Genomic DNA, 23,235 nt, shown 5'->3' with positions numbered 1-23,235 from the left:
GACGCAGAGGTGCGTCATTCAGTGGAATATTGGGCGGTATAGGTCAAACGTACTTCACCCAGCGGGAGGTCCTGATCCAGGGCGAAATCGGTTTGCGAGAGCGCAAAAATCTCACAGGCACCACCCAGGGTTCGATCCTGCAGGACGCCCTCTACATCCTCGGCAGCCTGATCCAACAGTTCATAGATATCCCCCCGGCTGTGCACCACCACTGAAACGACAAGATCCAGCTGGCGAGTAGTACCCGAGAGTTCCTGTTCTGTTTGTTCCGTGGCAAAGCCCACAAGGATTGCCGGCAGTTTTTCCCGCTCGATGCCCTCGGTAGTTCCGGCTGAGGGGAAGTTGTAGCCGGATAGGGTTTTCAGCTTGTTCAGTGCCGCATCGCGGATAGTGATGCGTTGGGTCATTGGGTAGTGCTCCAGGAGTTATGGGCATAAAAAAACCCGCTGGTGCGGGTTTTGGTATTTGTATTACTACAAACAGATTCTTCAAAATCTAAAAGCGGATTGAGTCTATCCAGGGTCTATTTGTTTCATCACAGGTATACTCCATTTTCACTCCCTGCCCAGAAGTCTTAGCAGTAACTAACAATGAAAATTTTTGATCAAACTCAATAGCCTTTTCTCGACTCATCAAATATCTTGTGGGATATGTCTGATCTGGACATAAATGCTCCCCACCATTTTTTTCGAGCCAAACATGAACCTCACCATTCTTCCAAGAATATACATGCTCAACTTTATAATAATTATCATTGCCAAGTGACAAAGCATCAATTGAAACTAGGCAAGCCACAACTGTAAATATAACTTTCTTCATATCAACCTCATTCAACTATCCAACAATTATCAATACTAAAACTAATCAATTCAACTATGACAACAAGAAACCACAACCAGCAACATGATATGACCCCATATACTCTAGCCTCATTGGATCGAAAGCTTACTTCTAGTATTTCTATTTATACCCACCAATAAAAAGCTAGGGCCAGTAAAACTCAGCATATATTAACTTATGATCCGGAAAACATTCCCCATCAAAACATAAAGCATCTTTCGCCCCTGCAGACATAACAGGAATCGGGTGCTTATTTAAGGCTCCAGCAGGCAATACTTTTTGTTTGATTTGACCACCTGGCGAATAGTAAAAAATATAGTCTATCTTATGACTATCCTTCAAAGTATTTCCGCCACCAACGGAATCTTTTATCTTGTAATGGTATGTCTTGTTTATTGGTTGTGTGGCCTCGATCGTTCCTTCGAAGTGCTTTTCAAACAAATCTATCAATTGATCATAGTATTCCGTGCCAAATTTAATATTAAAATCTCCAGCAAATATTATTGGCCTAGGCGCCTCCTCATATACAGCCTTCATTTCAGTCAACATTTTCCGTGCATCGTCAACTGCCAGATTCTTATCGGCGTCATGATGAGTAGCATGAATATTTACAAACCAAAGCTGCTTTCCTGGCTCAATTTCCAATAGAGTTGCGATGTATCCTCGCAAAAATTTGCTCCCATCCACTCTTTCCACTTCTCTAACCGCCTTATACTTAGTATCAAGAACATTAGGGCTTGTTACAATTGCATTTCCATTATAAACCCCTGCAGCTGCACCGTGAGATTGAGAGTTATCATAACCCTTCCCACCATCCATTGGCACCAACCCTAAAAAACGATTTTCGACTCCCGGTGAAAAATACTCATCAATCTCCTGAGTCAATGAAAATTTATCACCGCATGCCCTCTTAGTTTTGTTGTCCATTTCCTGAAAAGCAATAATAAAATCTTCATCCTTTACCACTTCTTCACTCAAATAATTTAAATATGCTTCAAACCTCCCTCTATACTTATAGTAATCATCCGCACAACTTAACTTAAAGGGATTTTCCGGCTTCTCATCTACATTTAAGTCGTAAAATGAAGTAAACCCAGACCATACATTATGGCTCACCACTTTAAAACTTGCCGCCTGGAGACTAACTGCGGATAAAGACAGGGTAATAAGCACAAACGGAAACAACAGACTTTGTATTTTTCTCACTATAAGCACTCAACAAATAAATCCATAACCAACATATAAGCCATTAAGCCTTAATCTGCCATTCAAATATCTCACTCCTAGAACACCAACAATAAACAGACATTCAACCACTATAAAGTCTACTTGCTAGGTTCGCCGCGCGATACGGGTGACAATTTAATTAACAGCATTACTCCCAAATACTAACCCACTCAATTTCATGAGCATCGGAGGCGATACCGCTAGACTCTTTTACATTTACACTTACTTTCTTTCCTGAAGCCTGCGCAGTTAGAAGAGTAGACAGAATACTTGCGTAAGATGACTCTGTATTTTTAAGATATGCATATTTAACACCAACACAATCTCCTTGGTAATTTACGTGAATACGCATTGTGTTCGCGTAAGCACTACCATTATCACGATTCGCTTGCACAGTGATGCCTTTAACATCAATATATCCACACTCTAAATATGCATGCGATTGCATAGAGAAAGTAGAAAGAGCTACCAAACCGGAAACAACAAATAAGATTTTATTTAGCATAAACAGAGGGCCTCATCTCATAAACTCTTGAAAGATATATTCTTTCACACTACCAAAAAAAATGCACAAAACTACATACATTAAGCTGTCGCGACCTACAGCATTACGACTTTACAATTATTCCCGTAACTACAGGGAACTCACCCTCAAAACAACCATTTACATTTAAATCTATTTCCTTATTTGCCATCATTGCCGCCAATGCCATACTAATTATTTTTTCATGCCCATGATTTGACTCATCTAGCCTTTTGTACTTTGTTGGCTGCGCTCCAGGACACTGAGATGCATCATCATTCTCAACGGTTATATAGCCATAATCTGTATACCAGCGAACATCGACAATTTTAGTGTTGTATATCCAAGCGGCAGATGCCTGAGCATGAAAAATTAGAAGAATAAAAAATAATACGTATTTCATAACTTACACTCAAAAGAAAATAACGATATGCTCCAAGAAACCTCTTCAAATCTATCAACCTTATATCTCGCCCCTTCCCCTTAGCTAAACTAAAAAAAACGGTCGATACATTCTGATAGACAGAAAGAAAATTGAATGTGAATCGGTTTCAGTACAGCTCTGCCATTCTCTCAGCTTCTCCTCTAATTATAAAGTCGCCACAAAACGCACCTCATAACTCAGCTACCAACACCCGCCAAACAACCCCATCATCCGTCAGCCGCTTGCGCACTGAATACGCCACACCGCCAAGCGTAACCACCGCTGCTGAGCTGTAAGACCCAACCTCACTGACCAGCAGACTCAACTCGATACGCGGCACCCGCACACGCTCATCATCTTCGAACTCGTCGATCTCTTGTTCTTTAATCACACGGCAATCAATTGGCTCAGCACCGCTACCGTCTGTATAGGTAGCGGGCTTGCCCCACTTGCGAAACGCGCGCTCTGCGGTTCGCTGGTCCAGATCCATAAATCACCTAGACCTTCACGGTGCCCGGCACGCCGGTAAACTTCACCGCTAAGCTGATAACGCCATCATCAGCAGCCTCTGCGACAAAAGCAGTGGGGCCGGTGATATCGCCGGTTGCGGCTGTTGCAGCACTATCGTCAAAGGCCGCTGCGGATACATCCCAGGTGAGCGACTCGCCCTGGGCTATCACCGCGCCGGAGACCTTGGGCACGGTGAATACACCATCAATAGCAATTACACCGGACTCACCCACGGCGATATCATCCATCGCCACACCCAGTACTGCGCCTACTGCTAGCACCTGGCCAGAGGTAATTACTGAGCTGGTGCTATTGGTGTAATCCAGCATGCGCCCATCTTGTACAAAATTAGTAGCCATTCTCTTTCTCTCAATTGAGTAAATTACTAAAAGCAAAAAGGCCGCGATGTGCGGCCCTTTTCGGATTCTTTAAGGTTTGGTTCGGTTTGAGCTGGGTATTAGGTCTTGGGCGTTTTCACCATGCCTTTTGCGTCCCAGGCTTTCGCAGCTGCGTCGAGGCGGACTTTGAATTCCACCCCGTCGATATTCCAGCCGTTTTGCTGCTCCAGTACAGGGGCTTGCTGGCCATCCAGATAGAGCACTTCGATGGTGTCATGCGCTACCGGGTCGGCATTGAGGTACCAACCATTGTGCCCGCTGAGGCGACCATCGGAGATCACGCTGGCAATATTGCGCACGCTGTTGGGTACAGTGTTGGATTTCTCGGAAGCACCCACTTCAAACTCTGACTCCAACGCAACCTTTGCGGCACCCTCGTCGGCAATATCACACAGCAGGAATTTAGGGCGGATATTTAGGAAAGCGGTACCGTCCTTCTGTTTGCCCATCAATACCCGCGCGGCGTCGATACTGGCTGTGTTGATACCTGCCTTAGCAGCTAGATTTCCATGGTCAGTATGGAATAAGGCCTTACCATCGGCCATTTTGGGATTGTTGATCAGGATACTGAACACCAGATCCCCCACGGTGCGAATAGCAGCGAGACCCATCTTTTGTGGGATTCGGGTGAAGGTCCCCAGGTCGTCATTGATAATCGCCTGGCGGGTAATGGAGAAGAGTTCCCCGTAAGTAGCCAGAGCGGCAGTTTCGGCGCGCTCTCCGATACTCACATATTTAAATTCTGCCCCCGGTGCCACTCGGCGGAGTGAGGGGAAACTGCCCAGGTCCGTGCGGGTGGTCAGTTTAAAGTCACTGAGGTTGCCGACGCTGGTAAAGCGCGGGAAGATCTCTTGTGCTTCTTCATAGCCTTTGAGCATAGATTTATTGGCGATATTGCCAAGGACAGTCGCAAAGTCGCCAGAGCTATGGGTAAACGCTGCCGCGACCACACCCATCCGATCCAGTCCGGATAAGCTCTGCCCGTGGGCCTGCATCAGAATGCGGGCAATCTCCATCATGGTGTAGCCGCTGAGTTCATTTCCCTCTGTACGCTTTTCACCGAGGGCACGCACGGCAATGGCATTTTCAGCATCCGCCTTGAGGCGTTTAATGCCCTCACCTTCCTGCACTACCACGCTATAGCTTTGCACCGGGGTTGGGGTTTGACTGCCGAGCGCTGTGAGCAGCTGGTCTTTGGCCTTTTCAGCGGTGCAGTCCATATCATCCAGGCAGGATTGCATTACCGTGCTGTGCGCTTCAAAGCCTTTAAAAACGGCTTTGATAGTGTCTTTGCGTTTTTTCTCATCCACTGCAAATTGTGCTCTGGCATCGGCGGCAATCTGCGCTTTCATTTCTGGGGTAACCTCGGTCGCAGCGGTTGCAGCTGGCGTGGTGGAGGTAGTTGTAGTCATGGCTTGCGCCTCCTTGGTCTGGTGTGAGTTGTCTGCAACCGCAGACTGAGTAGATGAATTATTGGAAGCTGAAATATATTTTGTGATAGCAGCGGTAAGTTCAGAGGAATCCCCTGAACCATTTACCAATATGCTGTGGGTTACTTCCGCAGCGCTTTGAGTGCGGATCGCTTCAGGTGTGTTTTTGAAAGCCGATACCAAGGATTTGCTGGCGCAGGCCTGCATCTCTATTGCTTCGGTGGTGTCACTGGCAAATCCTGCAGCTACCGCTTCCTCGCCGATATACCAAGTCTCCTCATCCATTAATGGTAAGAGCTGTTCAGTATCTAATCCGGTTGCATCAGAATATTCACGGGCCATCACATCGCGTACTCTGGCCAGTAAATCGCGAGCCTTTTCCATAGCCCGATAATCTCCCGACGCACTACGGGCTGGGTTATGGATCATGAAGTAGCCGTTTGCGGCAATGTGCCTTTTTTCAGGCTTTGCTGTGAGGAACAGAATGGTTGCCATGCTTGCACAGAGCCCATCAATCCAGCATTCAATTTCGGCTGGATGTTCCTTCAGTAAGGTATACATAGCAGTACCGTCGTACACGCTACCACCGGGCGAATTGAAACGTAGATTAATCTTGCTAATGTTGCCCAGTGCGCGTAGATCCCTAGCAAATACACTTGCAGGGATTCCCCAGGCTCCGATCTCGTCATAAATAAAAACTTCAGCTACGCCATTGGCCTGAGCCTTCATGTCGTACCAGGATTGATCAGACATAAGTCACTCCTTCTCGGATTCAGTTTCTTGCACGGGGACCGCAGCGCGTTTGCTTGGGGTGGTGATGTCGTTTTCTTTCAGTTTTCTCTGCCAGGCAGCGGTTTGCTTAATGACATCGTCCGGCTTTTTGCCACGGCGGCGAATGGTTTGCTGTGGGCTGACCAATACATTTTCCAGCAGGGTTTCATCGGCGCTGGCTTCGTGGGCTGGATTAATCCAGGGCATCACCGGGGTAATAAAATCGACATGCATCAGGGTTGCCGGGTCCACATCAGCGGGCACTTGAAAGGCATCGGACAGTAACCCCATTTGCACCCAGCGCCGGGTGACCGGTTCCACGATCTCTTCGCAGAACTCCAGGCTGAGGGTTTCGTAATTGGTCCACTGCTCCACCAGTTCCTGGCGCTGCGCACTATAAGTACCGTTGTAGTTTTTGCTGATGCTGCTAAAGCTGGCCATGGTGCCGGCGGCGGCCATGCGGTGCATGGTTTCTAAAAATGGCGTTAGCAGACCGCTGGGGCGATTACTTTGGATGGTGCCGACAGATTCCCCGGGGCGGAGATTGTCATAGATGGCACCGGCACGGATATCGAGAATGCGCTTTCCTTCGCTATCCCAAGCATCATCATGCTCATACTCAGTAGGGCTACCCTTCTGAATAAAGCCAACCATGGCCGAGGCAATCTTGGCGGCAACACGCTCGTTTTCTTCATAGTCTTTAATATCGTTGAGGCGATTCATCACTGCGGCAAAGATGGAAACCCCACGGGTCTGATGCAGCCTACGCACAAATTTCAGATGCTCGATATTTTCGGCAGTGTGGCGCCTGCGCTTCATACGCCAGTTCAGAGAGGCCCCCGGGTGTTCGTCGTGCAGCCAGAACGCCTTGGCTTCCCCCCAGGCAGATTTCTCAATGCCCTGCACTATGCGCTTGCTGGGATCGTTGTAATCCACCGGCAGAAAATCCGGTTCCAGGCATTCGATGGTGTAAGGCACCAGGGTGCGGTGCTTTAACCCGGGTACCGTGCCCTGCAGGTGCCGCAGCAGGGTTTCGCCATCGCGCAGCCAGGTATTGCACAGTAAGCGCTGGGATTTGCCCCAGCTGAATTGCCGGGTGCATTCCGGGCGCCGCGCCCATTCCTTGTGAGCTTCATTCATTTGGCTGGCGAGACCTTCGTGAATATCGCCATCCCAGGTTTTGGGCTGGAACTCCACATCGATACCGCGTGGGCCAACGATGTTGTTGGTCAGGGTGGTGAGAATGCCAAAGGCAAAATCGTGGTTTTGCTCCAGGTGCCGGGCCTGGCCGCGCAGGGTTTCCACACTGCCTTCAATGACTAAATCCCCACTACGGTTATCACCGGGATTTTTCCGAAGGCGACTGGGTCGCGCGGCTTCATAGGCGGCGGCAATCTCCAGGGCACGGCGGGCTTGCACGCGGCGCAGGGCGGCCTCGGGCGCAAAGAACCCGATAACAGAATCCAGTTTGTTCATTAGTAAAAGTTCGCGTAGGCGGGTCCGCGGCGTTTGCCGGCAGCCTTTAGTTGTTCTTGCAGTGCGCGGCGCTCCCACTCCTGCCGGCCAGCACGGATTTCCTGCAGGTTCTCTGCCGTAAATTGGCGGCCGTTAATCACCGTGGTTTTACCGGCGAGCACGTCTATCTCGGCCTCGATATAGAGGTCGACCATGGCTTGTGCGGTTTTCGACATTTAACTATCCAGTAGGGAGCCCACCGGCTGTGCTGGCCAGTGTGGTTTTTTCGGGGCTGGCTGCGGTTGATCCGGTTCGCTAAACAGGGTGCGCTGGCCCAGCTGAGATTCGATGGTGGACCATTTTTTCTCGTTGTATTTATGCATGCCCTTGGCGTGGGCTGCGTGCAGGGCGTAGACCTCGGTATCGGTGCCCTCGTTGGGCCTGCCGGGGCGCGGCTGCCAGGTTTCCCTACCCTTGTGCTTTTTGCTTGGGGCTTTCACTTCGGCAGTCACCTGCTCCCAGTAGTCCTGGCGCACATGCTTGCAGCTGTGCATGTAGGCACTGGTGCCGAGCAGACGCTTGGCGATCAGGTCCTTGGCCTTATGGGTACCCACCATATAAACCCGAATCCCGTGGCGGTCTGCCTTGGTGCGGCGCTTGGGATTGTTGTAATCCACCTGCCTAGGTTGCGTGAAGATTTCCTTGGTGCCCAAGTCTTTACTGTCACCCTTGATGGCCATCACCAGCACGCTGCGATGTTTTTTATCGCGGGTTCGTACCCAGTGATACACCGCATTGCTGGTACCACCATCACCAGAGTCGATACTCACCGCCGCTGCGCGGATCTCGCCAAAGCGCTCATGCTCGAAAGGCTGGAATACCAACTTGTCTAGGGCCGCCCAGCAGTCGTCACGCTTGTCTGCGGTATCGCCATCGATCTCACCCCAGAACATCTGCCAGCTTTCTTCATTGCGTCCGAAAGCGCGTATCGATATCGCGAGGCGGTCGTGCTGTACATCGATGCCCACCGTTACCAGCAGGCCACCGGCGGGGCAGGATAATTCCGGGTAATCCTCGGCGGCCTCTTGTAGTTTTTCATGGTCCAGGAGGCGGCTAGCGGCATACTGGTAGGGCCGGCCCAGTTTGTTGTTCTGGAATACGATACGTGCGGATTCATCACCGCTTTTGGCTTCATGCTCCGCTTCGAGAAAATCCCGCACCACATCGGCGAGGCCGGTTCCGGGGATACACACATAGAGCTCGGAGAGCTCCATAAAGGTTTCTATCGGTTCGATTTCATCGGGCCCAAAATCTTCACCGCATTGGGTTTTGACCCAGCCGGCAAAATCATCACCACTTTCCCGCGCGGTTTTGCAGGTCTGCAGGATATTGGTCTGGCGGCGGTAGTCATCCCATTCGCTGCCACATTCCGGGCAGCCATAGATAGCAGTATCAGGCTGGTGCAGACCGAATACCGGGTGCGGTATGCCCTCTTCTTTCTTCAGCCAGCGAACGTTTTCCCAATCCAGTACATGGGATTCTCCGCAGTCATGGCAGGTCACCGGCAGCACGCGCATGGTGCCGAGCTTGGTGTAATGCTCTACCTGGGAAAGATCCGCTACCGCAGGTGTGCCACCGATAATTAATTTCTTATTGCGCATGCGCTTGAGGCGTTCGCGCAAGTGGCGAATAGAGTCGCTCTGATCGCCGACGTCTTTGTTGGTATCGTCTGGCTCCTCCACATAGCCCCGGCGGGCTGTGGTGGATTTCACATTGGAGATAGAGTTGGAGCCAATGGTGCGCACCTCACCGCCGGGGAATTTCTTCCGCGTCGAGCGACTGCCGCCCTTGCGGCTGGTGGTGATATCGATCACCCGATTCACTGCTGGCGAGCCTTCGATAATCGGCACCAGCTTTTCATCCATAAACAGCCGGCCTTTTTCATCCTTGGGAAACAACATCAGGATGCGGGCCGGGTCGGTGACAGCGACCTTGCAGATATCAGTGGCCAGCAAAACCGTCCAGCCGATCTGCGCGGCCTTTTGCATTACCACCATCCACGACACTGGATTATCCAATGCGTGCATCACACCCCAGAAATAGGGCACATAGTCGTTGCGGTAATAGCCGGCGTTATCGCTATCCTCCGAGGGCAGTTTGATATTGTCCGGCAACCACTCGATCAGCGGGATTTTAGGCTGCGGTATCCAGGCCTGGCGCACCTCCTTCACCAGCCTCTTCAGATTCAATCTCGTAACTGCCAATAGCTTTGAGGGCAGCGTCAATGTTTGGCTGTAGGGGTTCGCGATCGATGGTAATGGCATGCTGGCTCTCGATAGCAATAACGATGCTTTCCACCGCTCCTAAAAATTCATTCTTGCCAATGGTGGACCACTCCACCATCGCCTTGCGTACAGATTCAATATCAAGGATTAACTGATCGTCCTTATACAGCTCGCGCATTTTCATCTGAGCATTCACCTCAGACTCTATGGCTTGGGCCATATCGCGGCGGCTGCGGGCATCGCTAACCTGGCGGCCTGCCGCTTCTGTACGCAGCCGCTCGCAATATTCCTGTAGCCAAACTCTAAAACTGGCACCTTCCGTAAAAAGCTGAGCTTTGTAGTGCTTGGCAATCGCTGGCTGCGAGGCGCCAACCAGACGGGCAAAGCCCGATTGAGTGGCTTGTTCATCAAGAGAGATATCACCAGCCAAGGTATAACCCCCTAGGAAATTTTAGATATCTGTTAAAAAAGCGGGGTCCGAATCACCCGTGTGCCGGGTTTCTCAGGAGGACCCGTTCAACGTTGTTTGGCCGTTGCAATTGCTCGATCCATTGCTTTATCTAGTTCAATTGGAAGGTGCCGCCGCGCTATACCTTCGGCAATACGAAAGAAAGGAAAACGCTTGCGGTATTCTGGTTTCTTTTTCACGAAGATAAGAATGGGCCTAACGGATCGGCGACGCTTGTACCCTACTCTCTGCCACACTCCTAAGGTGCCTTCAATCTTCCCTACAAAGTATCCTTTTGTGATGCCCCGCTTGGCCTTACTGCGCTTACTGTTAGTTGCGTTCTGCGTTGGATCACGGCCGGCCCGCACTTGTGACAGGATCTTGCTATAAGTGCCGCCCGAGATATTGCCGTGTTTATTCAACCTCGCCCCTTCACCATGCATTGCATACATTCCTGCAGGTAGTAAGCCCGCATGGCGCAACGCCCGCTCGAACCTCTTCACATTGCGGTCAATACCAAGTATGGCTGGCGCTAAGTATTTACTGGGCGGCGTCCCCTTGGTTGCCTCATCACGGATAAAAACTTTGGCAATACCTGAACGCTTCGAGGCTTTCTTTACCAATACAGAGTTCAGCGTTAATTTTGCCGGGTTTGTAAATACCCGCCCCATAGCTGAGCGCTCTTCTCCCCGTATACGAAAAGCCACGTTATTTAGGGCAACCGAGCTGGCATAAGGTAACTGCTTTTTTAATTCAGCCGATGCTCGATCAAACTTTGAAGTATCCAGCTTCACACTAACGTGCATCAGGTTTCCTCCTGCTGCCTTTCCTGCAGCTTCAAGCGCTTATGGTTGTAATACCAATTCACAATGAACCCACTCAAAGCAATCAGGAAACCACCCACCGCCAATAACTCTTGTGCTGCATATCCACCGACTACCGCTGTACCCGCAGCAACCGTAGTGGTTGCACTGGCGATTTTTTGAACCATGGCTTCCCTCGCTGCCTCTTGAGCTACAGTGTTCACCGCTTAACCTCGCTCACCCACGACTTCACGAAATAGAAGCCGATGATGATGCTGTAAGGCTGCACAACCACATCAACCAGCAGGCCCTTTAGGTCTGCTACAAAAGGGGCCTTGAAAGCCATGGCCGCCGCTATAAATAAAACCAGCAACGCCCAAACCAATGTCACCAGAAAGGCAATTAATCGCCGTGCCCGGTTCTGCGGCTGCGTGGCTTCCAGGTATTTGAGATACCAACGGGATTTTTCCTCATTGGTAAACCACACCGCATCCACAGTATTTACAGTGGCATCCAGCACTTTGCCCGCAGACTCTGGGCCAGCAAATAAACCCTTAACTCCAGACCAAATGCCCATCACGGATACTCCGGCACATAGTGCGTAATTGTCAGATCGAACTCAGGCGGCAACAGCTCTCGCAGCTGCTGCATTGCCTTACGGGATTGCATCACCCACCAACCACCGGGAGCCAGGTTAGAACCAATACCAATACAGCCCTGCACATCCGCAGAATAATTTGCCGTATGGATCAAAATTTTTGAACGACCAGGGACTTCCTGTAGCTCCCACACATTGGGGAACCTGGGTGAGTTATAGGGATTACAGGAATAAACTCCTTCAGGAATACAGCTCTCGAACGGACGATTCCCCAGCCACGGGCGCTCTACCGTATAAAACACAAAGTCGCGCACTCTCAGTCGCCCCAATGTGGCATCTGGCCCATAGGCGAATCGCGTTAATTCAAACATGAGGTATTAGCTCCCGGATTTCGGGCACAAAAAAACCGGCTCAAGGGGCCGGTTTAGGAAGGTATTCTGTTCGCCGAATCACAAAACTCGGCAGCGTTGCAGATATTAGGGTGTACACGTGTACACTGTCAACAGCCAGCTACTGAATTAAAAACCAGTTATGCAGCATCACGCGCCAAATAAAATGCCTCAACGGTCCCTTCAATAACTCGACACATGTTTATTACCCAGCTTTTGCTTTGATCGAGCTTTTTACACACGTCAGGCATTTCCCACCGGTAATAATATCTCAACCAAAAAACCAGCCCCTCCAATTCCGCCTTCTCCTTGTCCCGGCGCCGAGTGATTGTATTCAAATAGGCCAGCACCACCGCATCCATTCTGTCCGCCCTATTCCAATCAATTAATGCGGATATCCCTTGCCCCTCACAAACCATACCCTTGTGAAATGCCGCCATACGAGGCCAAGACACAGAATCCCCCGCCCTCTCAGGGTATGCCCTAGCCCATTCCCACAGCAGTTCACGAATACCTAATTCTGACATTACGAATACCCTCTTCTCGACCAACTAACTCACCAACCAATCCCTATCACGCTGCCGCCCGTAAACTTTCGGCATTTTCCCTAAAAACCTTCCTCGCCACATGCAAATTATCCCGGTGGAAGGTCCCCAAGTAATCCTCATGCACCTCTCGGATTTTATTTTGAGTCACCACCGTATGAGCAAACACCAGATCCACTTGGCGCGGGTTATCCGTGCGAAATACCGCTAAGGGTCTACTCGCAACGGTAGTCATAATTCGCTCTTGGGCTTCTGTCAGAGTTACAACGGTCATACTTCACGCTCCATGATGATTTGTAATTACCAGTTAAAATCTTCCAGCATCTCGGTCCAGGTAGTTGGCCCGCTGGTGGACTCCTCGCAAGGGATATATTCCCCCTCCAAAACCTCTTCCTCTGCGCCCTCTGAACTCACTGGAATAACCCCCACATTTTTGCCAGCTCGCTCTCCCCGCAGCGTCGGGCCCGCTCCTGAGCGCCATCGTCAGGCAGCGCCAGAGGTTTAAACCTGTTGTGCGCCGCACTGCCTGGGGACGGCTGGCAAAGCCCCAGAAATTCTGCATAGTTTGGCGGCCAGCTAGACTCCCCACGCCGTGCAGCTTCGATATTGCGGTGCTCGATGTTTTCCATCCCCCTCGCCCAATCCTTGTCAGACAAGCCATGCGTCTTTCGCGCCCACAGCATAAAATCCTCACCGTAAACCCCATTGCGCTCCCCTTGCTCCGAGTCATACAACGCGCGCTGGGAAGTCCACTTGTGGCCGTACAGCTGCGCCATGCGTTTCCACAGCGCCAACAGCAGCCTCTCGTGCCGAGGCTCTAGCGAAGGCCGTGTTGATCTGCTGCTGTTGCTGCTGGAGCCGGTTGCCAGCGCCTGAGTTACGGTTTTCATTGCCCACTCCCTGTTGGTGACTCACTGGAGGCCTGAATTCCTCCTGCCAGTGCTTTCCACGGCCAAAGAACCGCTTGGCCTGCATAACGTATTCAGTTCCGATCTTTCCGGTTTGCTCGCAGAAGGTGCGATAGCGATCTAGCCCTGATTGAAATTCTTCAGGCTGGTGCTGTTTGCGTTGCTTGCGATACGCCTTCAGGGCCTCACCCCTTGGATTACCGCCAGCGCGTTTTGGGTAGGATTTCCACAGCTGGTCAAATTCAGATTCAATCGGATCAACTTCCGAAAAATCCGGATTTGTTCCAATAGTATTATTCTCTACTGTATTACTCAGTAATGTATTCCTCTCTTTTAGGAAACCTAAATACCCCTCTTTAGGATTCCTAAAGGGGTCGTTTAGGTTTTCTAAATACCCCCCTTTAGGTTTTCTAAATAGGTCTGGCTGGTTTTTAGAGTGCGTTTCAGACAGGAAAATGTTCCGCTCAACAACCCGTTTTCCCTCCCGCTTATGGCGAAGATAGATATACCCCTTCTCCTCTAGCGAGGTGAGGATTTGCGAAATTCTCGATGTAGAAACCCCAAAGAATTCAGCGAACGCCTTGTTAGATTTGTAACAGCCCCTCGCCGGGTCAGCAGATAAACTCTTGATCTCTACCAACATCACCTTTTCTTGCATCGTTAAGGATTTATCCAGCCATAAACTGGCTGAAATCCAAACCCCCTCAAAAGCCCTTTCTTCAGACACAACTAACCCTCCAGCGAATCCACCTGAATTGGCAAAAATCAATGATTAGATATTGAATGCCGGTCTTTCCCGGCTGTCAGCGGTCTTTCCCGCCGTCGTCAAAGCGGGCCGGGTTGGCGTCCCTCACCGGCCCTTCCTGTGGTTGTTTGAGATAACCCTGTACAAATCCCCATATACCGCAATGAATTAATCCCAACCCTCATTCACCGCAGAATGGCAGGACAATAAAATGGGGATTTGAAAATGATCGTTATTCTGGTTTCACCCACAAACCCGCACGGGCTTAACTTGCCTCCCGAACCTCTGGAATGCTTTGCTGATCTATTTGCCCCTCCAACGAACCAAACACATCAGGGCGCAAACAGGCGCGAGATACCTTCCGCTGAGTAGCCAACTCAATTTTTGTGCATAGCTTTGGAGGCACTGCTCTCAGCCCTCGACGCATCTGAGACACAAAGACCGGCGTAACCCCAATTGCCCGCGCTAGCTTGGCCTGAGAACCAACCACCCTCACCGCATCATCGATTGCTGAATTGATCACGTCCTGGGTCATCTCGGCTTCTCCCTGCTGTCAGTAGCCAAAGTATTAACTTTCGGCTACCTGAAATCAATAGCCGCTAATTAATTAACTTGTAGCTAACATGTCGATATGAAACATCCTGACTTTGCAAAGCGGTTTAAACAGGCCGTCACACATGCCGGCGTAGAAGACACGCAGGAGGCCCTAGCTCGCCTGTTTGATGTCAGCACCGTGACTATTTGGAGCTACCGGAACGGTGAAAAATTACCGCGCATGAGTACCGCCACAAGGATTGCAGAAACTCTCGGGGTGTCAGTGGATTGGTTGCTCACTGGGGCCGGTAAAGGTCCAGGACTGCTAGGTAACACGGAGGGAAGCAATGTTACACAAGGACCAAGAATTCAAGGGAGAATCCCCCTGATCAGCTGGGTACAAGCAGGCGCTTTTTGTGAAGCGGTAGATCTGCTAGAATCCGGCGAAGCCGAAGCATGGCTGCCCTGCCCCGCTGCACACTCAGACCGCGCCTACGCACTACGTGTGAATGGCGACAGTATGACTAGCCCTTACCCAGGCCAGCGTTCTTACCCTGAGGGAACAATCATTTTTGTCGATCCCGACAAACCTCTTACTAATGGATGCCGGGTTATAGCCAAGATAAATGGAGAGGCAACTTTCAAAACTTATGCTGAAGACATGGGCCACATTTACTTGCGTCCGATCAACCCAACTTACTCACCGATGGATGTGACCGGCAAAGACATAACCTTTTGCGGCGTTATTATTGGCTCTTACACCCCTGAATAAAAAAAAGCCCGCAAATACGGGCTTTTTAATACTAAGAATCACAACAGTATTTTTTTAGCCATCTCAACTTCTATAACACCGCGAGATACACAGTTCAAAGTAAGATTTTGAGCCAATTCTCCCGGTATATACTCTCCCTGGATGTTTGAACGAACAATCACGGCTTTATCATCAACGACCACATTAAAAGCCACCTCCGTCTTGGTGTGATTGTCATTCAAGTAATCCATCCCTTTAGCCGTACCACAATGGGCCTGCTCCGGCGAAAGCCTCCAATCTTTAAGGGAGGTCGAGATATAACCCGCCTCTAAATCAGTAGATAAAATCTTAAATCCATCTCTCAACAAGGCCTGCCTTGCCTTACTCAATACTTCCCGCTTGCTAGAGAAATGCTCTATAGCGAAATATTCGCTAATTATCACTGGCGCATCATTCTTTACAGCACAGCCCTCAAGGCCAAATACCAGCAGAACTCCTACCACCACACAACTTAGCTTTTTCATTCTTATCCTCCGTGATAAGTGCGCTTCGAGCATACCAAGCGTATTAACTATGGAAAATTAACTTATGGCTATTGACCAATCTATTAACTTTCGGCTACTTTAATTGCTAACCAAGGACAGGGCACTCAAATGGACACCGCCAAACACCTCAGACCACTGGCCCCTCGCCAAGCCGAAGCGCTTACCCATCGCGCTCGCGGGCTCTCCAATCGCGAGACCGCCCAGGCCATGCAGTGCTCAGTAACGAACGTCACCAACCTGCTAGCGGAGTGCTTTTACAAACTCCACGCCCGAAACAGCACAGACGCCGTGGCCAAGGCGGTAAAGCACGGATTGATTCAATTCGCCCTGCTCGCCTGCGTACTCAGCGGCATCGGTGCCGATGCACAAGACCAATTGCGCACCCGCTTCCAGCGCCGCCCCACAGTTCGAACCATACGCATCCGCAACAACCGGGAGGGAATCGCATGACCGCCACCGTGTTTGTACATCCAACGGCCATGAGCAAAAACCATATCGACCAGCTGAAACGCCGCATCGATATCGCCAACACCGACCACAAAGCGAACATTCGCTTAGTGCAGCCAAAACCCACTTTTGCACGGCCAACACAAAACAATAACTGGCCCCCATTTGGAGGTGATGCCGCATGAATACTTTCAGCCCAACCCAGAGCGTGGAAACCCTGCTCCGCGTCGCCAACGGATACTCCGGCGCAAGTGAAATAGCTGCACAGGTTTTGCTTTCCGCCTGGAACAGCAGTGATTTCGCAGTCCCCGTTGCCAGCCTCTCCCTGCTAGATGGCGACAACTACCAACACGCCCTCAACGTGATAAATCTGCGCTACCACGGCAGAGCACCGCAAAGCGTAATTGCAGACGGCGATAAAAAACTGAATGCCCTCTACCGCGAATGGAACCACTTGGAAATACAGAGGAAGGAAGCAGCGTGAATCAAACCCAGCCGCTCCCGCAAATGCCTTGCCGCCAATGCGGGAAACCCGCAGAACCAGTATTTAACGGGCAATTGCAATTACGCGGCTGGAGCTGCCAACCCTGTCGATACTGGGAGCCCGCCATCGGCAGAGAAAGGAAGTTCAAAAAAACAACGGGGTTTAGCCATGAGTGAATTTAGCCGGATTTTAGAACTTTACGAAGAGCTAGCACGCACAGTTCAGCTACAACAAATCCAAATAAATCAACTGCGCATACTCGCAGCTCAACAAGCTCAAACCCCACAAATAAAACCAAACAAACAGGAGGCAGCGTGAAAAAGGAAAAAACCTTCACCATCACCCAGGCCGCCAGAACCGTGAAACTGGGTAGAAACACCCTGCTGAAATTAATGCGGGAAAACGGCTTGCTGCATAACCGTGAACCCATGCGCAACACACCAACAAAACAGGCCGTTTCGCAGCAACTGCTAATTGCCATAGCCGATGAATATTACCGTGGCCCGGTAAAAGTGCAGTACATCACCACCAAAGTAACAGCCAAAGGTATGGTCTGGATTCGCGACCTTGTTGAAGACAAGCCCATACCCAAAGCCAGCTAAAAAATTTAACCGCGCCCAGGCGCATCAGTCAGCTGTAACCGTTAGGGCTGCCGGTATGGAGCCCAATTTTAAAAAAACTTGGAGCATCCCATGAGTACAAACGTAACCCAGGTATTTGCCGATTTGGACGGCGGAGTATTTATAGAAAAACTAGCCCACATCCTCAGCGATGTGGCAGGCGCCGTAACCGATCACGAGAAAAAGGGTGAGGTAAGTATCAATCTAAAATTATCCAAAATACAAAATAGTGATCAGGTTCAGATTGAGCACACCTTGAAATTCAAAAAGCCGACCATGCGCGGCTCCATTATTCAAGACGACGCCACCTCTACCCCAATGTACGTTGGTACAAAAGGCGCCCTGAGTTTCTACCCAGAGAAGCAGCCACCACTGTTTGACCAAGAGAGCAACGGCAACGTCGCCAAACTAAAAAGCAACGGCTAAGCCTTAAAACCCATTTCTTTCAAACCCAAGTCAAACCTAAAAAAGAAACAAGGATTTACCAATGACCATGGATCAAAGCGCAGTAAAGGAAATCAAGGAATCACAGACCACCGCTGAATTGGCGAAAGTAATTGATCAGGCCAAGCTTTCCACACCAGCAATGGCAGCCCCAAACGATTTCCAGATTCTCAACCTGGAGAAATATCAGCTGGGTCGCACACGCTATCGCGGGAAAATGGAAACCACATCTCTCGAAGATTTCGAACAATATTGCATGGACTTCGGTAATGAGAGTGCCAAGTGTTTTGTTGACCCCGAAAGCATGACCGCCCAAACCATTTTCAACTTGGGAACCACCCAAGAACCCGGCCACGCCGACTTCTCTGCAAAATTGCGCCTAATTAAAACCGCTGAATTCAAGGCATTGTTACAACTCAATGGCGACAGATGCTCACAAAAAGCCATGGCGGAATTTATGGAGGATTACGCCGAAAACATCGTTTGCTATACCGCCGATGGGGAGGCGATCAACACCAGCAAGGCCATTGCCGCCGTGCGCCGTCTCACTATCGAATCCTCTCGCAAAGAGGATCACGCCGTTGACGACTTTAAATCTAGCCGAAGCGCCTTGGAGAATATCGAAGCCCGCAGTGATGAGGGTTTACCGGCAGGGTTCAAATTCGAGTGCACCCCTTACAACGGCCTTGAATCACGCAGCTTTGACCTGCGTCTCTCCATCCTCACTGGTGGCGACGCTCCACGCCTTACCGCCCGCATCAAACGCCTAGAGGCTATACAGGAAGCCATGGGCCGAGAACTACAACAATCTCTCAGCTCAGTGCTGGTTCAATCCCAAATGAAAACTTATATCGGCGATTTCGCCGCGTAGTTTAGGGCTGCCCACAATAGCCAACCGGGCCGCAGGTACTGGGCCCTAATACAGGACCAAGATCCAATGAAACGATACGCCTTATTTTACGGCACCTACAACCTTGAGATGGGTGGCGTAATAGATTTTAAGCAGTCATACCACACAGAAAAAGAAGCCTTTGAAGAGGCAACACAAATTGCCAAAAACGATATTTTCACTAGATGGATACAGATATTCGACAAGAAAACAGACACCGTAAAGATTTTCAGCGTAGTGGATAGAAAGCTAAAGGAACGGAAAGATAAGACCTGCCGAGCAGGGGTATTCGAAACCGCCCAGCCCCAGGCCTGCTGAAAATTAAATACTGACCCAAGCCCGCCCTGTGCGGGCTAAGTGGGTAGAGGATATTGAGGAATAGAGAATGGCCAAGCATAAACCCCGCAAACCCATGAGCAAGCAGGCCCAACACGCCCGCCTGGTTAACCGCTGGCTGCCTGGCTTGGTCCTCACCGCTCGAAGTAGTACTGGCCTGGATACCGATGGCGACCCCATTCTCGATATCAGCCATCGGCGCCAAGGCGGCGCCGTTGGCGATATAGCCCGAGCCAAGCTGCAGCACGAAATCCTCAACTGGCAACACCATTGGCTGGCAACAGTTTTTGTCGAGTGCAAAACACCAGAGGGCGAATTTTATACCGACTCCACCGAGTTCGAATCGCGCGGAGTCCGCCTAAACGATTTGGCCGAACTGGTGCGCCCAGAGCTGGACAACATCCAAAACCAAGCCAACCCCAACCACTACAAAGACCACGGCTGGCAGGCGGAGATTCTGCCGAATCGTAAGCAGGAGAAAGGGAGAGCAGCATGAGGCTCTGGCAATCCCTCACCGGCATCGCCGCCCTAACCTTCTGCGGCACCAGCCTGGCCTTTACCGTGCAGCTATGGGTATCCATGCCCGCAGGTTTGGGCGGGCAGCTGGTTGCCGGTGCCACTGCAGTAGCCCTGGAACTGTGCAAATTCAGTTTCGCCCCGTTAGGCCTGTGGTTTTGCAGCCAAGGGCAAAAGAGCGGCTATGCCCTGCTCTGCCTCTGGCCCCTGCTAGTAGTGATCAGCATTGTCGCCACCGTTGGATTCCTCGCCACCCACAGCGAAGAGCAGCAACAACGCAGCGCCCGCAACAGCCAGGAATACCGAGCGTTACAACAGCAGCTCAACAGCCTGCAACAGCAAATCAATACCCTAAACGGCCTGATCAACACCGATGCCAACAACGGCTACCGCCAGCGCGCCCTTAATACCGCAGCGCAGTTATCCACATTGGTGACTGAGCGTACCCAGCTGATAGAGAAGTTATCCACCATCGGCCAAACCGCCAACACACACAGCGCCTTTAACAGCCTCGCCAACACCTTAAACACAGATCCCGCGCGGCTTCAGCATATCGGCTTTCTGGCCCTGGCGATCATCACCGACATAGTGGGACTGGTCGCGTTACTCGCGTTTAACGCCGCTGCAGCGGTTGGTAAACGCGTTTCACAACCGTTTCAACAGCCCGAAACAGCTGAACAACAGCCAGAACACACCAGCCACCTGAGCAAAGAACAGCAACAACTGGCCCAACGCATCTGCGCCGGTGAATTCGGCAACCGCCCAGTGTTGCGCACCATCAGCAACAGCATCACCGGCGGATACAGAACCGTAAAACCCGTTTTCGATGCCCTGCAACAGGCAGGCACACTCACACGTAACGGCCAGGGTTTTGCCCTGGTGCAGAGATGAAAGGTAAGGACAGCCATGAGTAAGCTCCTATCAAAATCAGAAATAGGCCGCCTAACTGGTGCCGGAGCCGAGAACATAGAAGAACAAAAGCGAATCCTGGAAGCCAACCGAATCCCCTATGTACGCCGCAAAGACGGCTCCCCTGCTCTAACTTGGGAGATGGTCAATCAAGCTACACTGACTCGGGGAAATTCGAAACCCAGCCCCTCAGGTATCAACCTGCCTGTGGGCTTTAACCTTGGAGCAGCGAGCTGATGGGCAGAAGAAGAAAACCCGAAAACGCATGGATGCCGCCAAATGTTGAGCGATACAAGAATGGCTTTCGCGTAAATCGAAGGGGCTACCCAACCAAGCACCTAGCTAAGCAGGATGCCAGCAAAGCAGAAGTTTGGACCGCATACGAGCGTTACCTTGCCGGCCTGGTCGAGAAGGAATTTACCTTTAAAGACCTTGTTGAGCTGTACTTTGCATCACCTCAATACACCAAACACATAAAGCCACAAACTCAAAAAGACTACTACCGCTACAGCCAACGCATCTTGGCAGTGTTTGGAGAAATGACACCAGACTCTATCACTTCACCACTGGTACAAATGTTTTTGGATGCCCGTGGGGCAGAACACCCTACCGCAGCAAACCGAGAGAAAACCTTTCTAGGCATTGTGATGAAATGGGGTAAGGCCAGAGGGTTTGTAAAAATCGAAGATCCTACAGTGGTAGTTAAAGCACTCAAGGAAAAAGCTGGCGGTCGCTATTTGGAAGACTGGGAGTATGAAGCCTTTTGGGGATGGCTTGGTGAGCGTGGCCACATTATACACCAGTGCGCTATGGAGATTAGCTATTTGTGTGCAGCCAGACAGCAGGACGTATTAGCCCTTACCCGAACGGACATGAAAGAAGATGGCCTACTGATTGTACAGGCCAAAACCGGCAAAGCTCAGTTAAAGCTTTGGAGCCCAGCACTTAGGGAAGCGGTTGAGCGTGCACTTGCGAGCAATGTTGAAGCACAAATCCAAACAGCTCATATTATTCGCAGCCGCACCGGGCGACCTTTCACCCGCATGGGCTTTAATGCTACCTGGCTAAGAGAACAGCGAGCCGCGCTGGAAGCGGGAGTTATTAAGGAACGTTTTCGGTTTCACGATTTGAAAATTAAAGCCGCCAGTGATTTTGACGGTGACGTGCAGAAATTTACCGGACACAAAACCCGCTCTATGGCAGAGCGATACAATCGAACAGCGGATAAAGTTGTCAGCCTAGACCGGAAGCGCCCAAAGAAAGGCAAATAATTTAGTTTGCCTTTTGCTCCACATCCTCTTTGGTTTCTACAACTTCAATACGAGCATCTCTTTCAAGCTCAAGTATCAACACATCTCTCAAGCCTTCAATTGATTCAGGCGATAAAGTGACCTGCTCACCTTTTGCTTTAGATAACTCAACTGCAATTGCATGAGTTAGGTTACTTATTGATTCATCAGAGAGAGGGACTGGTTGTAAAACCACAGGGGAGTTTAGATTTACAGAAACATCTTTATTTTGAGAGTAGATCTGACCTATGAGCGCACCAACAGCTACCAAGGCCGAAACAACTGCTGCCCAGAACATCTTTTTTGTAAGCTTGACTCCATCTCCTGCAACTTGAGCACTTTGCTTGGCTGCACTTGCACTCACTTTCGCCGCCGTCGAACTATCAGCAGCAATCCTTAACCCCTCTTCAGCAAGCGAATTAGCACGTTTAGCCTCAGACAACGTTCGCTTTATAAACTCTTTTTGCTCCTTCTCTTGCATACCGCGAAGCAAATCTTCGATAAGCTCGATCTGCGCATCTGTAGTCTCGATATAACTTTCTGCGCACTCAATCTTTTTTTCGGCTTCAAGGATTAGTGTGTCGCGCAAATTAACATCTGAATTCGATCTGAAAGAGGAGGATTTCAATAAACCCCTTATTATCCGCGCCACTCGGCAAGAGCCCTGCAGCTCCAGTTTCCATGCCTTTAATCCTGAACGAGACTTTTCAATGTCATGAATCCCACTATCGGGAGGTAGCTGACTTAGCCGGTTAAATTTACTTTTTAATTTCGATGATTCATCTAGCTCGTTCAGAATCGATTGGAAATGCTCTAATTGATTAGCCATACAAGTCTTCTTCCCTTTGACCTCAAGCTCACAATTAAAAAAACCTCAACATAGATTGAGGCCAAAATTACCACACCAAATTACCACACAGGGATCAGAAACTAAAAAACCCCGCACTAGGCGGGGTTTTAAGTCCTTGATAAACAAGGAAGAATCTGGGGTGGCCGACGGGGATCGAACCCGCGACCTCAGGAGCCACAATCCTGTGCTCTACCAACTGAGCTACGGCCACCATAAAAGTGATATACTTCAGCACCTTGTGGCAGTACTGATTGCCGGATATCTCTTGCAGCCAATCTGGCTTCAGACTAAGTCCTTTTTGCCAAACCAGCACCATCTTGTG

The 23,235-nt window shown here is 50.3% G+C and carries 36 protein-coding genes and 1 tRNA gene; 13 read left to right on the top strand and 24 right to left on the bottom strand.

All coding sequences use genetic code 11. The features are described 5' to 3' along the window. Nucleotides 1-14: 14 nt before the first annotated feature. From ACJJIV_RS19480 to ACJJIV_RS19380, 21 genes are all read right to left on the bottom strand, one after another. The gene (locus ACJJIV_RS19480; protein WP_444890042.1) at nt 15-407 is read right to left on the bottom strand and encodes a hypothetical protein; all 393 of its coding nucleotides are present in this window, start codon (nt 405-407) and stop codon (nt 15-17) included. 88 nt (nt 408-495) lie between these two features. Beyond that, nucleotides 496-819 carry a hypothetical protein gene (locus ACJJIV_RS19475; RefSeq protein ID WP_444890041.1) on the bottom strand — a complete coding sequence of 108 codons (324 nt, stop codon included), beginning with the start codon at nt 817-819 and terminating at the stop codon, nt 496-498. A gap of 165 nt (nt 820-984) precedes the next feature. Beyond that, nucleotides 985-2,046: an endonuclease/exonuclease/phosphatase family protein gene (locus ACJJIV_RS19470; RefSeq protein WP_444890040.1), complete on the bottom strand. Its 1,062-nt coding sequence runs from the start codon at nt 2,044-2,046 to the stop codon at nt 985-987. A 169-nt stretch (nt 2,047-2,215) separates the two neighbouring features. Continuing rightward, nucleotides 2,216-2,572, bottom strand: a complete 357-nt coding sequence (locus ACJJIV_RS19465; RefSeq protein WP_444890039.1) for a hypothetical protein — start codon at nt 2,570-2,572, stop codon at nt 2,216-2,218. Nucleotides 2,573-2,675: 103 nt separating this feature from the next. Next, nucleotides 2,676-2,993, bottom strand: coding sequence for a hypothetical protein (locus ACJJIV_RS19460; RefSeq protein ID WP_444890038.1), 318 nt, complete (start codon nt 2,991-2,993; stop codon nt 2,676-2,678). Nucleotides 2,994-3,204: 211 nt separating this feature from the next. Further along, nucleotides 3,205-3,504, bottom strand: coding sequence for a head-tail joining protein (locus ACJJIV_RS19455; protein ID WP_444890037.1), 300 nt, complete (start codon nt 3,502-3,504; stop codon nt 3,205-3,207). Nucleotides 3,505-3,511: 7 nt separating this feature from the next. Next, nucleotides 3,512-3,883 carry a capsid cement protein gene (locus ACJJIV_RS19450; protein WP_444890036.1) on the bottom strand — a complete coding sequence of 124 codons (372 nt, stop codon included), beginning with the start codon at nt 3,881-3,883 and terminating at the stop codon, nt 3,512-3,514. Between the two features lie 98 nt (nt 3,884-3,981). Further along, nucleotides 3,982-6,105: a ClpP-like prohead protease/major capsid protein fusion protein gene (locus tag ACJJIV_RS19445; RefSeq protein ID WP_444890035.1), complete on the bottom strand. Its 2,124-nt coding sequence runs from the start codon at nt 6,103-6,105 to the stop codon at nt 3,982-3,984. 3 nt (nt 6,106-6,108) lie between these two features. Beyond that, complete coding sequence (locus ACJJIV_RS19440; protein ID WP_444890034.1) at nt 6,109-7,599, bottom strand: phage portal protein; 1,491 nt, start codon at nt 7,597-7,599, stop codon at nt 6,109-6,111. Continuing rightward, nucleotides 7,599-7,814 carry a DUF6148 family protein gene (locus tag ACJJIV_RS19435; protein WP_444890033.1) on the bottom strand — a complete coding sequence of 72 codons (216 nt, stop codon included), beginning with the start codon at nt 7,812-7,814 and terminating at the stop codon, nt 7,599-7,601. The genes ACJJIV_RS19440 and ACJJIV_RS19435 overlap by 1 nt, the downstream gene beginning before the upstream one ends. Further along, nucleotides 7,815-9,809, bottom strand: a complete 1,995-nt coding sequence (locus tag ACJJIV_RS19430; protein ID WP_444890032.1) for a terminase gpA endonuclease subunit — start codon at nt 9,807-9,809, stop codon at nt 7,815-7,817. After that, nucleotides 9,772-10,293, bottom strand: a complete 522-nt coding sequence (locus ACJJIV_RS19425; RefSeq protein ID WP_444890031.1) for a hypothetical protein — start codon at nt 10,291-10,293, stop codon at nt 9,772-9,774. The genes ACJJIV_RS19430 and ACJJIV_RS19425 overlap by 38 nt, the downstream gene beginning before the upstream one ends. An 86-nt stretch (nt 10,294-10,379) precedes the next feature. Next, entirely contained in the window at nt 10,380-11,117 is a 738-nt protein-coding gene (locus ACJJIV_RS19420) for a hypothetical protein (protein WP_444890030.1), read from the bottom strand. Next, nucleotides 11,117-11,338, bottom strand: a complete 222-nt coding sequence (locus tag ACJJIV_RS19415) for a holin (protein ID WP_444890029.1) — start codon at nt 11,336-11,338, stop codon at nt 11,117-11,119. Before ACJJIV_RS19415 ends, ACJJIV_RS19420 begins: the two co-directional genes overlap by 1 nt. Then, nucleotides 11,335-11,691, bottom strand: a complete 357-nt coding sequence (locus ACJJIV_RS19410; protein ID WP_252084500.1) for a hypothetical protein — start codon at nt 11,689-11,691, stop codon at nt 11,335-11,337. Before ACJJIV_RS19410 ends, ACJJIV_RS19415 begins: the two co-directional genes overlap by 4 nt. Then, nucleotides 11,691-12,083, bottom strand: a complete 393-nt coding sequence (locus tag ACJJIV_RS19405; RefSeq protein ID WP_444890028.1) for a DUF5675 family protein — start codon at nt 12,081-12,083, stop codon at nt 11,691-11,693. Before ACJJIV_RS19405 ends, ACJJIV_RS19410 begins: the two co-directional genes overlap by 1 nt. 158 nt (nt 12,084-12,241) lie before the next feature. Beyond that, on the bottom strand, nt 12,242-12,628 hold the full coding sequence (locus ACJJIV_RS19400) for a hypothetical protein (RefSeq protein WP_444890027.1): 387 nt from the start codon (nt 12,626-12,628) through the stop codon (nt 12,242-12,244). Nucleotides 12,629-12,674: 46 nt separating this feature from the next. Further along, nucleotides 12,675-12,920 (bottom strand): hypothetical protein, encoded by a 246-nt coding sequence (locus ACJJIV_RS19395; protein ID WP_252084497.1) that lies wholly within the window; start codon nt 12,918-12,920, stop codon nt 12,675-12,677. Nucleotides 12,921-13,056: 136 nt separating this feature from the next. Continuing rightward, the gene (locus tag ACJJIV_RS19390; RefSeq protein WP_444890026.1) at nt 13,057-13,422 is read right to left on the bottom strand and encodes a hypothetical protein; all 366 of its coding nucleotides are present in this window, start codon (nt 13,420-13,422) and stop codon (nt 13,057-13,059) included. Then, entirely contained in the window at nt 13,373-14,281 is a 909-nt protein-coding gene (locus ACJJIV_RS19385; protein ID WP_444890025.1) for a helix-turn-helix domain-containing protein, read from the bottom strand. Before ACJJIV_RS19385 ends, ACJJIV_RS19390 begins: the two co-directional genes overlap by 50 nt. A gap of 283 nt (nt 14,282-14,564) precedes the next feature. Next, nucleotides 14,565-14,834, bottom strand: a complete 270-nt coding sequence (locus ACJJIV_RS19380) for a transcriptional regulator (protein ID WP_444890024.1) — start codon at nt 14,832-14,834, stop codon at nt 14,565-14,567. A 96-nt stretch (nt 14,835-14,930) separates the two neighbouring features. Between ACJJIV_RS19380 and ACJJIV_RS19375 the strand changes: the two genes are divergently transcribed. Then, nucleotides 14,931-15,605, top strand: a complete 675-nt coding sequence (locus ACJJIV_RS19375) for a LexA family protein (protein ID WP_444890023.1) — start codon at nt 14,931-14,933, stop codon at nt 15,603-15,605. A gap of 38 nt (nt 15,606-15,643) precedes the next feature. Here the strand turns inward: ACJJIV_RS19375 and ACJJIV_RS19370 are convergent, their stop codons facing one another. Further along, the gene (locus tag ACJJIV_RS19370; RefSeq protein ID WP_444890022.1) at nt 15,644-16,108 is read right to left on the bottom strand and encodes a hypothetical protein; all 465 of its coding nucleotides are present in this window, start codon (nt 16,106-16,108) and stop codon (nt 15,644-15,646) included. Between the two features lie 129 nt (nt 16,109-16,237). On the opposite strand from ACJJIV_RS19370, the gene ACJJIV_RS19365 reads away from it, so the two are divergent. The 12 genes from ACJJIV_RS19365 (at nt 16,238) to ACJJIV_RS19310 (ending at nt 22,045) form a co-directional block, all read left to right on the top strand. Then, nucleotides 16,238-16,579 carry a response regulator transcription factor gene (locus ACJJIV_RS19365; protein ID WP_444890021.1) on the top strand — a complete coding sequence of 114 codons (342 nt, stop codon included), beginning with the start codon at nt 16,238-16,240 and terminating at the stop codon, nt 16,577-16,579. Beyond that, nucleotides 16,576-16,761: a hypothetical protein gene (locus ACJJIV_RS19360; RefSeq protein WP_152451300.1), complete on the top strand. Its 186-nt coding sequence runs from the start codon at nt 16,576-16,578 to the stop codon at nt 16,759-16,761. Before ACJJIV_RS19365 ends, ACJJIV_RS19360 begins: the two co-directional genes overlap by 4 nt. After that, on the top strand, nt 16,758-17,060 hold the full coding sequence (locus ACJJIV_RS19355; protein ID WP_444890020.1) for a DUF7673 family protein: 303 nt from the start codon (nt 16,758-16,760) through the stop codon (nt 17,058-17,060). Before ACJJIV_RS19360 ends, ACJJIV_RS19355 begins: the two co-directional genes overlap by 4 nt. 168 nt (nt 17,061-17,228) lie before the next feature. Then, complete coding sequence (locus tag ACJJIV_RS19350) at nt 17,229-17,378, top strand: hypothetical protein (RefSeq protein ID WP_444890019.1); 150 nt, start codon at nt 17,229-17,231, stop codon at nt 17,376-17,378. Beyond that, entirely contained in the window at nt 17,375-17,662 is a 288-nt protein-coding gene (locus tag ACJJIV_RS19345; RefSeq protein WP_444890018.1) for a phage antirepressor KilAC domain-containing protein, read from the top strand. Before ACJJIV_RS19350 ends, ACJJIV_RS19345 begins: the two co-directional genes overlap by 4 nt. 90 nt (nt 17,663-17,752) lie before the next feature. Beyond that, nucleotides 17,753-18,106 (top strand): YfdP family phage-associated protein, encoded by a 354-nt coding sequence (locus tag ACJJIV_RS19340; protein WP_444890017.1) that lies wholly within the window; start codon nt 17,753-17,755, stop codon nt 18,104-18,106. A gap of 61 nt (nt 18,107-18,167) precedes the next feature. Further along, entirely contained in the window at nt 18,168-18,995 is an 828-nt protein-coding gene (locus tag ACJJIV_RS19335) for a DUF2303 family protein (protein ID WP_444890016.1), read from the top strand. Between the two features lie 66 nt (nt 18,996-19,061). After that, complete coding sequence (locus ACJJIV_RS19330; RefSeq protein ID WP_444890015.1) at nt 19,062-19,331, top strand: hypothetical protein; 270 nt, start codon at nt 19,062-19,064, stop codon at nt 19,329-19,331. A 67-nt stretch (nt 19,332-19,398) separates the two neighbouring features. Further along, on the top strand, nt 19,399-19,845 hold the full coding sequence (locus ACJJIV_RS19325) for a hypothetical protein (RefSeq protein ID WP_444890014.1): 447 nt from the start codon (nt 19,399-19,401) through the stop codon (nt 19,843-19,845). Continuing rightward, entirely contained in the window at nt 19,842-20,756 is a 915-nt protein-coding gene (locus ACJJIV_RS19320) for a hypothetical protein (protein ID WP_444890013.1), read from the top strand. Before ACJJIV_RS19325 ends, ACJJIV_RS19320 begins: the two co-directional genes overlap by 4 nt. Nucleotides 20,757-20,771: 15 nt before the next feature. Beyond that, entirely contained in the window at nt 20,772-21,011 is a 240-nt protein-coding gene (locus ACJJIV_RS19315) for a DUF4224 domain-containing protein (RefSeq protein ID WP_444890012.1), read from the top strand. Further along, nucleotides 21,011-22,045 (top strand): tyrosine-type recombinase/integrase, encoded by a 1,035-nt coding sequence (locus ACJJIV_RS19310; RefSeq protein WP_444890011.1) that lies wholly within the window; start codon nt 21,011-21,013, stop codon nt 22,043-22,045. Before ACJJIV_RS19315 ends, ACJJIV_RS19310 begins: the two co-directional genes overlap by 1 nt. A gap of 1 nt (nt 22,046) precedes the next feature. Here the strand turns inward: ACJJIV_RS19310 and ACJJIV_RS19305 are convergent, their stop codons facing one another. Beyond that, nucleotides 22,047-22,892, bottom strand: coding sequence for a hypothetical protein (locus ACJJIV_RS19305; protein WP_444890010.1), 846 nt, complete (start codon nt 22,890-22,892; stop codon nt 22,047-22,049). 156 nt (nt 22,893-23,048) lie between these two features. Then, nucleotides 23,049-23,124, bottom strand: a tRNA-His gene (locus ACJJIV_RS19300). Between the last annotated feature and the right edge of the window lie 111 nt (nt 23,125-23,235).

The organism is Microbulbifer mixtoriginis (SeqCode) (assembly GCF_052466765.1).
This window is presented reverse-complemented; position numbering and strand designations above follow the sequence as displayed.

Coding starts and splice junctions, on each gene's coding strand:
- ACJJIV_RS19310 (WP_444890011.1), top strand. CDS start 21,011: ATGGGCAGAAGAAGAAAACCCGAAAACGCATGGATGCCGCCAAATGTT.
- ACJJIV_RS19455 (WP_444890037.1), bottom strand. CDS start 3,504: ATGGATCTGGACCAGCGAACCGCAGAGCGCGCGTTTCGCAAGTGGGGC.
- ACJJIV_RS19390 (WP_444890026.1), bottom strand. CDS start 13,422: ATGGCGCAGCTGTACGGCCACAAGTGGACTTCCCAGCGCGCGTTGTAT.
- ACJJIV_RS19410 (WP_252084500.1), bottom strand. CDS start 11,691: ATGGGCATTTGGTCTGGAGTTAAGGGTTTATTTGCTGGCCCAGAGTCT.
- ACJJIV_RS19335 (WP_444890016.1), top strand. CDS start 18,168: ATGACCATGGATCAAAGCGCAGTAAAGGAAATCAAGGAATCACAGACC.
- ACJJIV_RS19465 (WP_444890039.1), bottom strand. CDS start 2,572: ATGCTAAATAAAATCTTATTTGTTGTTTCCGGTTTGGTAGCTCTTTCT.
- ACJJIV_RS19360 (WP_152451300.1), top strand. CDS start 16,576: ATGACCGCCACCGTGTTTGTACATCCAACGGCCATGAGCAAAAACCAT.
- ACJJIV_RS19380 (WP_444890024.1), bottom strand. CDS start 14,834: ATGACCCAGGACGTGATCAATTCAGCAATCGATGATGCGGTGAGGGTG.
- ACJJIV_RS19340 (WP_444890017.1), top strand. CDS start 17,753: ATGAGTACAAACGTAACCCAGGTATTTGCCGATTTGGACGGCGGAGTA.
- ACJJIV_RS19320 (WP_444890013.1), top strand. CDS start 19,842: ATGAGGCTCTGGCAATCCCTCACCGGCATCGCCGCCCTAACCTTCTGC.
- ACJJIV_RS19325 (WP_444890014.1), top strand. CDS start 19,399: ATGGCCAAGCATAAACCCCGCAAACCCATGAGCAAGCAGGCCCAACAC.
- ACJJIV_RS19355 (WP_444890020.1), top strand. CDS start 16,758: ATGAATACTTTCAGCCCAACCCAGAGCGTGGAAACCCTGCTCCGCGTC.
- ACJJIV_RS19370 (WP_444890022.1), bottom strand. CDS start 16,108: ATGAAAAAGCTAAGTTGTGTGGTGGTAGGAGTTCTGCTGGTATTTGGC.
- ACJJIV_RS19350 (WP_444890019.1), top strand. CDS start 17,229: ATGAGTGAATTTAGCCGGATTTTAGAACTTTACGAAGAGCTAGCACGC.
- ACJJIV_RS19445 (WP_444890035.1), bottom strand. CDS start 6,105: ATGTCTGATCAATCCTGGTACGACATGAAGGCTCAGGCCAATGGCGTA.
- ACJJIV_RS19330 (WP_444890015.1), top strand. CDS start 19,062: ATGAAACGATACGCCTTATTTTACGGCACCTACAACCTTGAGATGGGT.
- ACJJIV_RS19315 (WP_444890012.1), top strand. CDS start 20,772: ATGAGTAAGCTCCTATCAAAATCAGAAATAGGCCGCCTAACTGGTGCC.
- ACJJIV_RS19450 (WP_444890036.1), bottom strand. CDS start 3,883: ATGGCTACTAATTTTGTACAAGATGGGCGCATGCTGGATTACACCAAT.
- ACJJIV_RS19435 (WP_444890033.1), bottom strand. CDS start 7,814: ATGTCGAAAACCGCACAAGCCATGGTCGACCTCTATATCGAGGCCGAG.
- ACJJIV_RS19475 (WP_444890041.1), bottom strand. CDS start 819: ATGAAGAAAGTTATATTTACAGTTGTGGCTTGCCTAGTTTCAATTGAT.
- ACJJIV_RS19365 (WP_444890021.1), top strand. CDS start 16,238: ATGGACACCGCCAAACACCTCAGACCACTGGCCCCTCGCCAAGCCGAA.
- ACJJIV_RS19395 (WP_252084497.1), bottom strand. CDS start 12,920: ATGACCGTTGTAACTCTGACAGAAGCCCAAGAGCGAATTATGACTACC.
- ACJJIV_RS19400 (WP_444890027.1), bottom strand. CDS start 12,628: ATGTCAGAATTAGGTATTCGTGAACTGCTGTGGGAATGGGCTAGGGCA.
- ACJJIV_RS19460 (WP_444890038.1), bottom strand. CDS start 2,993: ATGAAATACGTATTATTTTTTATTCTTCTAATTTTTCATGCTCAGGCA.
- ACJJIV_RS19420 (WP_444890030.1), bottom strand. CDS start 11,117: ATGCACGTTAGTGTGAAGCTGGATACTTCAAAGTTTGATCGAGCATCG.
- ACJJIV_RS19375 (WP_444890023.1), top strand. CDS start 14,931: ATGAAACATCCTGACTTTGCAAAGCGGTTTAAACAGGCCGTCACACAT.
- ACJJIV_RS19405 (WP_444890028.1), bottom strand. CDS start 12,083: ATGTTTGAATTAACGCGATTCGCCTATGGGCCAGATGCCACATTGGGG.
- ACJJIV_RS19305 (WP_444890010.1), bottom strand. CDS start 22,892: ATGGCTAATCAATTAGAGCATTTCCAATCGATTCTGAACGAGCTAGAT.
- ACJJIV_RS19440 (WP_444890034.1), bottom strand. CDS start 7,599: ATGAACAAACTGGATTCTGTTATCGGGTTCTTTGCGCCCGAGGCCGCC.
- ACJJIV_RS19480 (WP_444890042.1), bottom strand. CDS start 407: ATGACCCAACGCATCACTATCCGCGATGCGGCACTGAACAAGCTGAAA.